Genomic DNA, 13954 nt, shown 5'->3' on the forward strand with positions numbered 1-13954 from the left:
GAGATTCTCACCTTAAAGGCAAGCGACTGCTTTCTAAAAGAAGGTAATATAATACTGTAGCATATAGAGAAAAAGGTTAACAGCAAAGTATTTTATAGTTGCAATAGTTTGTTATATACTTCACATTACAGCTTTTTTATTTGTTCTCGGATTTCTGGCGGACATATGGACACGGTGATTTTATCTAGAATACAGTTTGGTTTGTTTATTGCTTTTCACTACTTGTTTGTTCCTTTGAGTATGGGACTCAGTATGATGCTTGTTTTGATGGAAGGCTTGTATCTAGTTACGAAGAAGAATATTTATAAACAGATGACTTGGTTTTGGATCGGTGTCTTTGCTTTAACATTTGTTGTTGGTGTTGTCACTGGAATCATGCAAATTTTTTCTTTTGGATCAAATTGGTCAAGATTTTCTGAGTATACTGGAAATGTCTTCGGAACACTTTTAGGAAGTGAAGGTGTTTTTGCTTTTTTCTTGGAGTCAGGATTTTTAGGCGTTTTGTTATTTGGACGTCATAAAGTTTCCAAGAAAATGCACTTCTTCTCTACTTGTATGGTGGCTTTAGGAGCTCATATGAGTGCTTTCTGGATTGTATGTGCGAATTCTTGGATGCAAACGCCTTCAGGTTATGAAATGGCTATGCATAATGGGCAGCTTGTTCCTACAATGACTTCATTTTGGCAAGTCGTTTTCTCTCCTTCAAGTATAGATCGTTATATTCACGTTGTTTTAGGGACCTGGTTGTCAGGGATTTTCCTTGTAATCAGTGTTAGTGCGTATTATTTGCGTAAGCAACGTCATGTGGAATTTGCCCGTCAGGGATTAAAATTAGGTGCAATTACTGGAATTATCGTACTTATTTTGCAATTGTGGTCTGCAGATGTTACAGCACGTGGCGTTGCTAAAAATCAACCTGCAAAATTAGCGGCTTTTGAAGGTTTGTTTAAAACTGAAGAATATAGCCCAATTTATTTGTTTGGTTATGTCGATGTGAAGAATCAAAAAGTTATAGGCTTGCCTATTCCTGGAGGTCTTTCATTCCTAGTCCATAGAAATACTAAAACTCCCGTTGTTGGTTTAGATCAAATACCACAAGATGAGTGGCCTAATGTGCAGCTAGTTTTCCAATTCTATCACTTAATGGTTATGCTTTGGGGATTTATGGTGCTTCTCGCCATCATTACCTGGTGTGCTTATAAGAAAAGACGCTGGGCATTAAAACCCTTCATCTTATCCATACTCTCATTCTCTATTCTCTGCCCTGAAGTATGTAATGAAGTGGGTTGGTTTGCTGCAGAAATGGGAAGACAGCCTTGGGTAGTTTATGGTTTATTAAAAACTAGCGATGCTGTTTCTCCTATAATACGTGGAGGTCAGGTTGTTCAAACTCTTATTTTATTTAGTTTAGTGTTTGTTTGTCTCTTATCTTTATTCCTCTTTCTTTTATGGAAGAAAATACAACGAGGACCCGATCAAAACGATCTTAATGAGGTGGAAGTATGATCATGGATTTTTCTTTAGCTTCGATGTTGCCGATAGCTTGGTATGTTATACTAGTAGTTGCAGTGTTTGCTTACTCCTTGGGAGATGGTTTTGATTTGGGTTTAAGTACAATTTACTTTATGTCTCGTGTTGATGATGAGCGACGTACTCTACTTAACTCTATAGGGCCCGTTTGGGATGGGAATGAAGTATGGCTGATTATTATTTTCGGCGGGCTTTTTGCAGGATTTCCACCAGCTTATGGTGCACTGTTATCGATTTTTTACATGCCAATATGGACATTAGTTTTACTTTATATCTTCCGAGGATGTTCTTTAGAATTTCGTAGTAAGGCGGAATCTACAAAGTGGAAAGCATTTTGGGATATTGTTTTTTGTATATCAGGAATAGCTATTAGTTTTTTCTTAGGAGTTTTAGTAGGGAATATGATTTTAGGGCTACCTATATCTCCTACAACTCCATACTCTTCTTTATCTTGGGTATTATTTTTCCGTCCTTATACATTACTATGCGGTGCTCTTGTTGTTAGTGCTTTTGCAATTCATGGAGCTACTTTTGTTTTAATGAAGACTACTGGAGAATTACAACAGCGGATCACGAAGCGTTTTTCTTATGTTTTGTCCGCATTTTTAGTTATTTATCTCCTTTTAATCGGTGCTACTCTTGCTATGATACCGCAAACAAAAGGATATTCTTTTCAGATGGGAAGTTTTACTGGAGTTCCTACATATCCCGTGTTGATATTATTACTCGCCATGACTTTGGGAAGTTGTCTAGCAACTAAAACTTGCGTATCTAGAAAACGCTACGGCTGTGCTTTTCTTTATTCCTCATTGAATTTACTTCTATTGATCCTATCAACGGTAACTTTAATTTTTCCGAATATTCTGTTTTCTACTGTAGATCCTGAGCATAGCTATACTATTTATAATACAGCAGCAAGTACGAAAACATTACAGAGTCTTTTGGTAATCGTACTTGTAGGTTTACCATTTATTATAGCTTATGGAGTCTACATCTATCGTGTTTTCAGAGGGAAAACCGATTTCCCTTCTGTATATTAAGAAGTTTTAGAGATGACTTGTTTTTGCTCATTACAAAAACTCTAAAATTTTTATAACATGCTTCCTATTTTTTGTTTTTAGGTTGCATTTATGTGGAAGTGCTGGATTTCTTTACTCATATTTTCTCCGCTGAGTTTATGTTCTGGAGAATATAAGCCTTATGAGGAGTTGTGGCTATCTTCTGAAAATAGCATTTCGAGCTCCTCTACAATTGTCGAAACTTCTGGTAAGCTTCTTGTTGTTTGGCAAGAGAGCAACAAGCTTATAGGGAGGTATTGTGATCGTGGAGTATGGTCGGGGCCCAGTGAGGTTTTTCCTCAGGAATCTGCAAATTTTTCAAAACCTGTATTGGTGAGAATTAGCTCTCAAGAAATATGGTTGTTTTATAGAAAGCAGCTTGTTGGAGAGAGCGTAAGTCGTCCCTATCTAGCTTTCTCTTTCAATGCGGGGAAAAATTGGTCCGAACACAGACTCTTACCTCCTGGGTTAGAGGGAACAACCAGAAATCCTCCTTACGTAGATAGAATAAGAAATCAAATATATATTCCCTCATACAGTATCTATGGGATTCTAACAGATGAAGGGCTGGTAGGAGCTTCCTGGGTAGAAATTTATAATTTCTGTTCTCGATCTTGGGAAGGACGTTTTGGTCCTATTTTAGGAAAGACAGGAAACCAAGTTCCTATAGAACCTGCCATTGTATCTTTAGGGTCAAATAAGCTGGCGCTGTTTTGTAGAAATGCGTCTGTAGAAGAGAATTATATTTGCATGTCAACATCAACAACTCGTGGAACTTCTTGGTCAAAATTGAAAAATCTTCCTTGGCGAAGTTATAATAGTAGTCTTTCTGTTCAATCAGGGAGAAGCGGGAGATTATTTCTTTTTGCTAATAGTGCTCCGAATGGAGAGGGGCTAACATGTTTTCCTTCTTATAACGAAGGATTAACTTGGAATCATCCTAAACTTATTGATGCGAATTATAGCGTGGATCCTTGTACCTATTTAGATAAACAAGGATATATGCACATTGTCTATACTGGTAAGGATATTTCAGGTAATCAGCGTATTAAATATTATAGAGTAAAAGAAGAAACTCTGCTTTTAAATTGTCCTACATCTTGGATCGCCGACAATTCGGAAGAGTAAGAGAGTAGTCTAAGAAATAACTTCTTTAATATTGATTATATAATAAGCTGGAAAAGCAAAATGGTTATTTGGACGAGGCAAGCATTCTACGGAAACTCTCTTTCCTAACCATTTTTCTAGGTCTATTTTTGTTGCGTAGACAAAGGCTACAGTATTTTCCTTGTCTTTAAGCAAATAATCGCCGGGATTGTTTTTTACAACATGGGGATAAACTTCAAGTTCTCCAACAAAAGTTTGTTTTTTCTTTTTCTCTTCTTCGTAGAAAGCATCTTGAGTAAGCTTTTTAGCATTTTCTTGCGGCTGCATACTTGCCCAAATTTTAAATAGGGAATATTCAAGACTTTCTCTTCCTTGAGTTTTTGGAGAGGTCTTAATTACTGTTTGCTTACGGATATGTCGCGATAATAAAGATCCGGTAGTTACAGGTTTTTCTGTACTATAGAAAGTATCGGAAGAACTGGATGCTTGTTGTTTTCCAATTGCCTTATCTTGATTTGCTAGGGATTTTGAAAGATAAGTATCCTGAATCTCCTCTAAAGCTTTTTGTATTAATGGCTGCAAACCGGGGACATCATTGAATTCTTCAGATTGTACAAGATTGATCTTTTTATAAATTGCTTCTAAGTCAACGGAATCCAATGTTTTTTTCAACTCATTTTGAGCGAATTTCACAGCAGAGTCTAATAAGTCTAAAGCAATCTTTTTTTGGCCTTCTCTATGTTTATAAAGATCTATAGAACCTTTTTGAGAAACAAAATTTTTAGCAACATAGAAAGCACATTGACTGGGTAGAGCAATCTCTAACCATTTTCCTTGTGGCTGACTAGATGTTGCTTGAATTTCTGTGCCTCGGGATAAACGTACAAGTACGGGAGCTGATGTAGAAGGTTCTAACCGTACATTTACTTGTTCACCTTCAATCACATTATCTAAAACAAATGTGCGGAATACATAGCCTTTGAGTCCTTCAGGAGCAGCAACGATATAATAATCTTTGCTCTCACCAATAACAGCAATATAATCGCCTTTGGAAAGTTCTTTGATAATAGAGCTATCTACATGCGGAGCTAGACGCAAGCGTACACGATTTCCTTTAATCTCTCCTGTAAATGGAGAAAAGGAAGACTTGTCCATTTGCGCAACAGGTGTCTTTGATACGGAAGGCGCAGCATGTAAACTTGCTGAACTTATTCCTGACCCGATGGTAAACAAAAGCATAGAAATCGATAGCGTTCGCATGCTTTACTCCTACAATGTGTTCACATTAGAAATCGATACAAGGATGTGACCTAGTCCTCTAGGGGAAGCGACCCCTAGAAAAAAGAATTATATCGACTGCAGTGAAAAAGTCAATTATCTTACCAATCGAGCAAACTCAACTAAGCCTTAAGTATAGAGAACTGCTTTTACGTGTTCACAATTTAACTTGCCGCACGTACATCCAATAGGTGTTCCTAAATATACACTAAACTGCTCACTTGGATTTAATGGATCGGTAACAAGATATAATTTATTTCCACTCGGACTAATATCCCATGTACGGAAAGATAAATCTTCTTCGGATACAGTGGCGTCTTCTTCTTCACTAATTACTCTACCGATTTGGCAATGCATACAATTGCAATGAGGCTCTGCTTTAGGGAGAAGATTTGGATTGTTTCCTGCTAGAGTACGAATTACCATAACCATTTTTTCTAAAATATCTGCAGGTGCATCAGGATGATCCTTGTGTTCTGGAGTATGTTGTAGGATCATTTCCATGGGACTAGTTCCAGAAAATAACGGGGACATCAGACTTTTATGTGAGAACATTTGTACATCTGTATCTTTAGATAATTGCTGAAGTACATTCATTAACATTCCCAGCTTATCGTCTTCTCGACCGGATTCGTCTCGAATTATTTGAGAAGCTTCTAAATGAAGAAGGTGTTCCTGGAAAGCAATATCAATAATTGACTGATCTAAATTGGGGATAGAGATGATCTTCCCGTCAATCAAATGTAGTTTGAGGGTGGCCTGCCCTTTAACTTCTCCTTCTTGCGATTCAATAAAAGCTATTTGATTCCATCGTGCAGAAATATAGGGAGGAATGCAAATCAATTGGTCATTAATTTTCACTTTCATGGCGACCTCCAGTGGTAAACTCTACTGTTATTGCTTAACGTCATTGTAGAGGAGCGCTGTTTTTTTGACAATCGAATTAGCAGTTGGTGTTGTTGATTGCTAAATCCAACTTAACTTCTTGAAGATGTTAAGCAGTTTTTCTTTTTATAAGAATAAGAATAGAGTTTTTTTTACTTAGAATTATATAAAAGGGTCAAGAAGTTTCTAATAAAATTTTGTCAATATAAGCACAGATTTTCTCAGTATTTGTTTTAAGTATTTTCGTCATTTTATTAGGAAGGATATTTGCGAATATAAAATGTCTTGATTGGGGTTGGAGCCCTATTTCATTAGGAGTTAGCTGAATGAAGAAAACAATGGTCATTGATACGAGTGTGTTTATTTATGATCCTGAGGCCCTATCATCTTTTGAGGATACACGCATTATCATTCCTTTTACTGTAATTGAGGAGTTGGAAGCATTTGCTAAAGATCGTGATGAATCAGCAAAAAATGCTTCACGATCTTTAAGTAATATCCGTTTGCTACTTGAACGTTCTGGTAATCATGCTGAGGGAATATCGCTTCCTAATGGTAGTGAATTGCGTATAGAAGTATCTTCCATTGCTAACTTAGCTAATGATGAGAAACGTCGAAAACTTCTCACACTAGAGCTACTTCAAGTGATAGCGCAACGGGAGCCTATGATTTTTGTAACAAAGAGTCTAGGACGTAGAGTTCGTGCTGAAGCCTTGGGAATAGAAGCTCGGGATTATGAAAATAAAAGATTCTCTTTTAGATCTTTATACCGTGGTTATCGTGAATTAATAGTGTCTGTATCTGATGTTGAGAGCTTTTATACAAATGGATATTTAGATATTCCTTTAGATATAGCTCCATCGCCTAATGAATATTTCTTCATTTCAGGAGGAGAGAATTATTTTGCTCTTGGCCGTTATCATGAAGGTGAAGGAAGAATTGTTTCTTTAAAATCTCTTCCAGATAAAATTTGGGGAATAAAACCTTTAAATACCGAACAAAAGTGTGCTTTAGATCTTCTTTTGCGTGATGATATAAAATTAGTTACCCTTATGGGACAAGCAGGATCTGGGAAAACTGTTTTAGCTTTAGCTGCAGCTATGCATCAGGTATTTGATAAGGGGAATTATAATAAGTTGCTAGTGAGTCGTCCTATTATTCCAATGGGAAAAGATATTGGATTTCTTCCTGGAGTTAAGGAAGAAAAGCTTCTACATTGGATGCAGCCTATCTACGATAATATGGAATTCCTTTTTAATATTAGTGGTATGGGAGATTTTTCAGAGGTCTTACAATCTTTAATGGAAGCTAAAAAATTAGAGATGGAAGCTCTGACATATATTCGTGGAAGGTCTTTGCCAAAAGTGTTTATGATTATCGATGAAGCGCAGAATCTTACACCTCACGAAATTAAAACAATTATTTCTCGTGCAGGAAAAGGAACAAAAATTGTTCTAACAGGTGATCCCACGCAAATCGATAGTCCATATTTTGATGAAAATTCCAATGGACTTACCTATTTAGTAGGCAAGTTTCACCATTTACCTCTTTATGGCCATATGTTCATGACGCGTACGGAACGTTCTGAACTTGCTGCTGCTGCTGCAACTATTTTATAGTTTAGCCTAGAAAATCACGGATTTCTTCTTGAGCAGATTTTGGAGGGAACATGAGTTGTTTCTTAGGATCAATATCGGCAGATGTTGGTGCGACATAACCGCAGACTTTTTTAAAGTAATTAACTATCACTCGAAGAACTTTCAAAACTACTTGGCAAATAGTTAGAAGGCCTTTGATCCCAAAAATTTCTAACCAGGCGTCCTTGCGGATTGTAGGCAATGCTTCATTGATTTCTAGACAAGGGGAAATAGTACATACTTTGCTATAACCTCCTGTTGGAAGAAGCAAGGCACTTTCAATATCGGAAATTCCTAATAACGCACGTAATCCCGTAAAGGTACTAAAAATTGGTAAATAACTGAGGAGGGATTCAAAACATGAACGATATAACGGATTTTGAACAACATGTTGTTTATTTTTTTCAAAATAATGATCTAAATTACCAGTTGACGTGTGTTGGTGATTTATTATTAAAACTGTGTTTTTTGTAATTTTCATGCTTTGCTCAAGCTTGCTATTGTAGGATTTAGAGAGAAACTATAATGCAAAAATAAGTTTTTGGATAGATACTGATTGAAATCATCGTACATTTCAAGAAATTATTTACTGATTTGATAAAGAATGAGTTAAAGTTGGAATGTTGCTTGAGAAAAATTAAAAATATGGAGGTGGAGAGACTCGAACTCTCGTCCTTAGTAAACTCCCTGCTAACCTCTACATGCTTAGTCCCTAGTAGTATTACATTGAATTTCCTCAGCTAAGAACATCTATGGAAACCAACGACTCTCAATAATCTCGAATAAACCCTCTTGAGAATTAGAGAAGGTAAATTCCAACCAGATAGATGACGGTACTTCACAAACCTCTGGTGGAGTCTATGAGCACCGGGTTATCTAGAGGTTATCTAAATAACAACTTTTGCTAATTAAGCAGCTAATCTTTCCTCAGTGAGGTCAGAGAAACTGATAATTTCGCATTCAGCCTTAGGTTCGGCATTTATTGTTTTGTCGGCTTTTTAGGAGGCCAGCCAACGCCCTCCGCATGCAATTAACACTTCATTTCCAAGTCGAAACCTATACACCCCCAGAGTATATTTTAAATTTTTCTTCGCTTTTGTGCAACTCAAGTATCTCTCTATTTTAAATGTTGTCAAGAGAAGGAGAATTTTTCTCAAATTCTAGGGTAATGTGGACGAAAACCAGAAAAATCTTTATTTTGAGAGTGATTTTACATCTATACGCACTTAACGGCTAAAACATGAATACGGAAGGCGAAGGGAGCAAGGAAAGTCTTGCTAACAGAGAAGAGAAAATATTGGATTTTTGGAAAACAAACCATATTTTTCAAAAATCGTTAAAAAACAGAAAAGGCAAAACTCTGTATTCTTTTTATGATGGCCCACCGTTTGCTACGGGTCTACCTCATTATGGTCACCTTCTTGCAGGGACAATTAAGGATGTTGTCGGACGTTTCACTACTATGGACGGATATTATGTTCCCAGGCGTTTTGGATGGGACTGTCACGGTGTTCCTGTAGAATATGAGGTAGAAAAATCTTTAGATCTTACTACTCCCGGAGCTATTGAAGACTTTGGGATTGCCAAGTTTAATGAGGAATGTCGGAAGATTGTTTTTCGTTACGTCGATGAGTGGGAACACTATGTAAATCGCTTGGGACGTTGGGTAGACTTTTCTGCTACATGGAAGACAATGGATGCTTCATTTATGGAAAGTGTCTGGTGGGTATTTCGTTCTCTTTATGATCAGGGCCTAGTTTATGAAGGTGTGAAGGTGGTTCCTTTCTCTACGAAACTAGGTACACCTTTATCTAACTTTGAAGCAGGTCAAAATTATAAAGAAGTAGATGATCCTTCCGTAGTTATCAAGTTTGCTTTGCAAGGAGATCCTGCATCTTTATTAGTATGGACAACAACGCCTTGGACATTAGTATCCAATATGGCAGCTGCGGTAGGGCCCGAAATTACTTATGTACGTGTTGCGGATAAGGTTTCCAGAGAGGAATGGATCTTAGGCCAAGGATGTTTATCCCGATGGTTTTCAGATCCAGATTCATATGAAATTTTAGAAAGTTTTTTAGGGACAGCTTTAATAGGAAAAAGTTATGAACCACCCTTTAGCTTTTTTGAACATAAACGTGCAGAAGGAGCTTACAAAATTCTTTCTGGTTCATTTGTAGAAGAGAGTGAAGGTACAGGGGTTGTACACATGGCTCCTGCATTTGGTGAAGCGGACTTCTTTGTATGTAAAGAACACCATGTACCTATAGTGTGTCCTGTGGATAATCACGGATGCTTTACGGAAGAAATACCTGAGTATCAGGGCCAATACATTAAGAGTTGTGATAAAGGAATTATTAGATCTTTAAAAAATCTAGGAAAGGTTTTTTATCACGGGACTATAATGCACCGTTATCCTTTCTGCTGGAGAACAGATACCCCATTAATTTACAAAACAGTGAACTCTTGGTTTGTTTCTGTTGAGAAGATCAAGGATAAGATGTTGCGAGCTAATCAGAAGATACATTGGGTGCCTGAACATATCAAGGAAGGGCGTTTCGGTAAGTGGCTAGACGGTGCTAGAGATTGGGCAATTAGTAGGAATCGTTATTGGGGAACCCCTATTCCTATTTGGAAAAGTAAAGACGGGGAAATCTTAGTTATAGGCTCTGTAAAAGAGCTTGAAGAGCTTACTGGGGAGAAGATTTCTGATTTGCATTGTCATTTTATTGACCAATTAAAAGTTGAAAAAGATGGGAAGACTTTTCAAAGAGTTCCTTATGTATTTGACTGTTGGTTTGATTCAGGCGCTATGCCTTACGCGCAAAATCATTATCCTTTTGAAAATCAGAAGGAGACTGAAGCTGGGTTTCCTGCAGATTTTATAGCAGAAGGTTTAGATCAGACGCGAGGATGGTTTTATACTCTCACTGTGATTTCTTCTGCCTTATTTGATCAACCAGCATTTAAAAATGCGATAGTTAATGGTATTGTTTTAGCTGAAGATGGAAATAAGATGTCTAAAAGGCTAAATAACTATCCTAGTCCTATGGGAATTATGAATACCTACGGGGCTGATGCTCTAAGATTGTATTTGTTAGACAGCGTTGTTGTTAAGGCTGAGGATTTGCGGTTTTCGGATAAGGGTGTTGAATCTATTCTTAAACAAATTCTCCTACCTTTAACAAATGTGTTATCTTTTTTCAAAACTTATACAGATCTGTATGGTTTCGATGCTAATAATTACGATAAGGAAGAGATAACCTGTACCGAGATCGATAGATGGATTCTTTCTAATCTCTATACTGTTGTTGGTAAAGTTCGTGAGAGTATGAGCTCTTATAATTTAAATACTGCTGTAAATCCTTTTGTTACTTTTATTGACGATCTAACAAATTGGTATATTCGTCGTTGTCGTAGACGTTTTTGGGAATCTGAAGATACTCCAGATAGAAGAGCAGCTTTTGCTACACTTTATGAAGTGCTTACTGTTTTCTGTAGAGTAATCGCTCCTTTTATCCCATTTATATCTGAAGATATTTACCAACAGATCAGAACCGAACATTCTCAAGAGTCTGTACATCTTTGTGATTTCCCTCATATAGATCTTGCTAAAGTATTTCCAGATTTGGAACAACGCATGAGCGATGCTCGAGAGATTGTAGGTCTAGGACATTCTCTACGTAAGGAACATAAGTTAAAAGTACGTCAACCCTTAGCGAATTTTTATATAGTAGGTCCTAAAGATCGTTTAGATGAGTTGACTTCTTTTGAGCAACTCATCGCAGAAGAACTCAATGTAAAAAATATCGTATTTTATAAAGAGACGCCAAGCTTTGTAAAAACGACTGTGAAACCTAATTTTCGTTCTCTAGGTAGGAAGGTTGGTGAGAAGATAAAGGACGTGCAAAGAGCACTGAGCTCTCTTTCTCAAGGGCAAATACAACAGTTGCTAAAACAACAATTTATTCTTCTTAATTTAGGTTTGGAAGAAATTACTTTGGGTATAGATGATGTATTAATTTCTTGGGAAACAGATCCAGGATATGTTGCTCGAAGTTCTTCTTTGTTTACTGTGGTTCTTGATTGTCAGTTAACTGAAGATTTGATTATTGAGGCAATTTCTAGAGAATTAGTAAATAAAATTAATACAATGCGTCGCAATCATAAGTTGCATGTTTCTGATCGTATTCTTCTGCAAATAAATACGTCAGAAGACGTTAAAAAGGCATTTCTTCATTATGAAGATTACATTTGCGAAGAGACGTTGACTATTCGATTCGAATTTAAAGATACTGTTGAGGGAGAAGAGTGGGATATTAATGGACATCCTACATGTATTGCTCTTACATTAGCTCCCAAAGTAAACTAAGGTTCTGAAATTTCTTCAAAGAAGATTCTCTACAAAATAGAGAGTCTTCTTTATTTCTTCTTGTCATTTTTTGGAAATAGACGGCGATGTCTTTGGTAATACATATATCCAAAGATATAAACGAAGAGTCCTAAAGCTAGGCTATTAACTAAATATCCAGGTAATGTGGTTGGAGCGGGAACATTTTTTAAATGTCCAAAATGTCCCAAAGGCCAGAAAATCCATAAGGGTGATCCTAAAAGATTGTCTATAGGAACAAAGCCAAATTCACGACTATCAGCGCTCATAGGATAATTATCTCCTAAAACTAAAACATGACCTTCAGGAATTTGTATTCCAAAATTATGAATGAATCTTGAGAATTGTTCTAGATCTTGTGGAGGAGGGCCTCTATCAATAAAACCTATATAGGGGCGATCTTCTGAAGATGCTTCTTGTTTTGCTTTTTCAGATTCTATGAACTTTTGTAAGGCGGGATCATTTTTAATGAAGATAGGGGAATCCATGACATAGAGATTCCCTTGGTTATAAAATGCATAACGACTTGGCAAAGGGTTGTATTTGGGATTTTTTGGAATAAAGAAAGAGCTAAAATTAATACCGCAGTTAAATAGATCAATTACCTGACTATCATTTAGTTGCATTAATGCGTGCGTTGGTTTTAGCTTATAACGCATACCTCCAAAACCTATTTTATAAGCTTCTCCCTTAGAATATTCGTAACAACCGTTATCTACCCCTGGAAAAGGTAGAGCAAAGAGTTTTGCCGTATCCTCTGATCCTCTCGCAAATGGTTGGTACTTGTAAGCAACGCCATCGGAAATAACAAATCGTGATGTATTAAGATTATTCCTAATAAGATGAATATGCTCTTGCCTTAGGGGAAGAAGCGTCTTCATAGGTTGTATAGTAGGAATTATTTGGTTGTTATAGTGCTGAAGATGAGGCGTAGGGTAAGAAACGTTTGGAGTGTGACAAATTTCTAAATAGGTTTGAGCTATTGGATTTGGAATAGTATGACATAGACTGGCCTGTTTATGAGTAAGAATACGTACCATAGCATAGTTGCCCATGCCAAAAAGATCGGAATAACTAACAGGAGATGTATGGGGAGTTTTCAACGCGTTAGGGATATCATTATGCCAAGAACCATTGTGAAAAAATTTGCCGTAAGGGCCTTCCTGAGGTAATGAAATCTTACCACAAGGTTGGTTCATTTGTTTAAATAATGCTGTAGTTTTGTCATTATTTATAATTTCTGCAGAGCCGTCGAAAGATATGTAGGGGACGTGATAGAGATTCTCAAGACCAAAATCATTAGGGAAATGAATAACCGCCCCGTCTTTATCAAGACCGTAAATTTTTCCTCCGTAAAAATAGAGAATATCACCGGGTTTCCCCATACAACGCTTAATATAACGTTTTTTCCCCGGAATGAATCCAAAGTACTTTGTATCAGAATTTGGAATAGGAAGATCGCCAACAGTGAAAACTATAAGTCCACCACGAGTAATGGCTTCAGGACGTAATCCCCATGGTTTTTTCTCAAAAGGGAAGTGTAGACCGAAAGTTGTTTTGGAAACAATCATCCGATCTTGTTCTAAAATCGTTGGGCGCATAGACCCAGTAGGAACTTCATAAAGTTCAAACCAAAATTGACGAATACAAAACGCAACTATGGCGGCAAAGAGAATAGCTTTAGTAAGCTCCCAAGATTTCTTTGCAAAAGAAGCGGGATAGCGTTTACTGAATTTCTGAGCCTGCTCTGCAAGTTGACTGGCTGTTTCCTGATCTTGTTGAAAGACGGCTTCTTCGAGTTGTTCTAGTAATGTTTGTAATTCTTTTTGAGAGTCGGGATGTTGAGAAAGTTTTTTGCTTTTAAGTAACTTATAAGTTGATTGCAGTATTTGACGACTTTTATTTAAGGAATACCGATGTCTCATGAAGATGCCTAGTGAAACCCTTAATTTCTTTCTGAGTTTGAATGTCCTCATATTAAATGAGGGTTCGAGAAGGGCGTTCCCCTAATCGAAATTGTGGCTATATTTAGCGCACCTAAAATAGACAGAAGTTTTGCTGCATAATTT

The 13954-nt window shown here is 36.9% G+C and carries 9 protein-coding genes and 1 other RNA gene; 5 read left to right on the forward strand and 5 right to left on the reverse strand.

Features of this window, described 5'->3' with window-relative positions; all coding sequences use genetic code 11:
- Positions 1-165: 165 nt before the first annotated feature.
- From O1W70_RS04795 to O1W70_RS04805, 3 genes are all read left to right on the forward strand, one after another.
- Complete coding sequence (locus tag O1W70_RS04795; protein WP_332381525.1) at positions 166-1506, forward strand: cytochrome ubiquinol oxidase subunit I; 1341 nt, start codon at positions 166-168, stop codon at positions 1504-1506.
- Positions 1507-1508: 2 nt separating this feature from the next.
- Positions 1509-2570: a cytochrome d ubiquinol oxidase subunit II gene (gene cydB, locus O1W70_RS04800; protein ID WP_332381683.1), complete on the forward strand. Its 1062-nt coding sequence runs from the start codon at positions 1509-1511 to the stop codon at positions 2568-2570.
- 90 nt (positions 2571-2660) lie between these two features.
- A complete protein-coding gene (locus tag O1W70_RS04805; RefSeq protein WP_332381524.1) occupies positions 2661-3716 on the forward strand; it encodes an exo-alpha-sialidase in 1056 nt (351 codons plus the stop codon).
- Between the two features lie 9 nt (positions 3717-3725).
- Here O1W70_RS04805 and O1W70_RS04810 read toward each other — a convergent pair whose 3' ends face one another.
- Both O1W70_RS04810 and O1W70_RS04815 read right to left on the reverse strand, forming a co-directional pair.
- Positions 3726-4955 (reverse strand): SH3 domain-containing protein, encoded by a 1230-nt coding sequence (locus tag O1W70_RS04810; RefSeq protein ID WP_332381523.1) that lies wholly within the window; start codon positions 4953-4955, stop codon positions 3726-3728.
- A gap of 147 nt (positions 4956-5102) precedes the next feature.
- On the reverse strand, positions 5103-5840 hold the full coding sequence (locus O1W70_RS04815) for a hypothetical protein (RefSeq protein WP_332381522.1): 738 nt from the start codon (positions 5838-5840) through the stop codon (positions 5103-5105).
- Between the two features lie 344 nt (positions 5841-6184).
- On the opposite strand from O1W70_RS04815, the gene O1W70_RS04820 reads away from it, so the two are divergent.
- Complete coding sequence (locus tag O1W70_RS04820; protein ID WP_332381521.1) at positions 6185-7477, forward strand: PhoH family protein; 1293 nt, start codon at positions 6185-6187, stop codon at positions 7475-7477.
- 1 nt (position 7478) lies between these two features.
- Here O1W70_RS04820 and O1W70_RS04825 read toward each other — a convergent pair whose 3' ends face one another.
- The gene (locus O1W70_RS04825; protein WP_332381520.1) at positions 7479-7976 is read right to left on the reverse strand and encodes a hypothetical protein; all 498 of its coding nucleotides are present in this window, start codon (positions 7974-7976) and stop codon (positions 7479-7481) included.
- Positions 7977-8138: 162 nt separating this feature from the next.
- Positions 8139-8563: a transfer-messenger RNA gene (gene ssrA / locus O1W70_RS04830) on the reverse strand.
- Between the two features lie 172 nt (positions 8564-8735).
- On the opposite strand from ssrA, the gene ileS reads away from it, so the two are divergent.
- Complete coding sequence (gene ileS, locus O1W70_RS04835; protein ID WP_332381519.1) at positions 8736-11867, forward strand: isoleucine--tRNA ligase; 3132 nt, start codon at positions 8736-8738, stop codon at positions 11865-11867.
- A gap of 50 nt (positions 11868-11917) precedes the next feature.
- On the opposite strand, the gene lepB is transcribed toward ileS, so the two are convergent.
- On the reverse strand, positions 11918-13810 hold the full coding sequence (gene lepB / locus O1W70_RS04840; RefSeq protein WP_375797221.1) for a signal peptidase I: 1893 nt from the start codon (positions 13808-13810) through the stop codon (positions 11918-11920).
- Between the last annotated feature and the right edge of the window lie 144 nt (positions 13811-13954).

Source organism: Chlamydia sp. 16-02 (assembly GCF_042235055.1).
Taxonomy (GTDB): domain Bacteria; phylum Chlamydiota; class Chlamydiia; order Chlamydiales; family Chlamydiaceae; genus Chlamydia.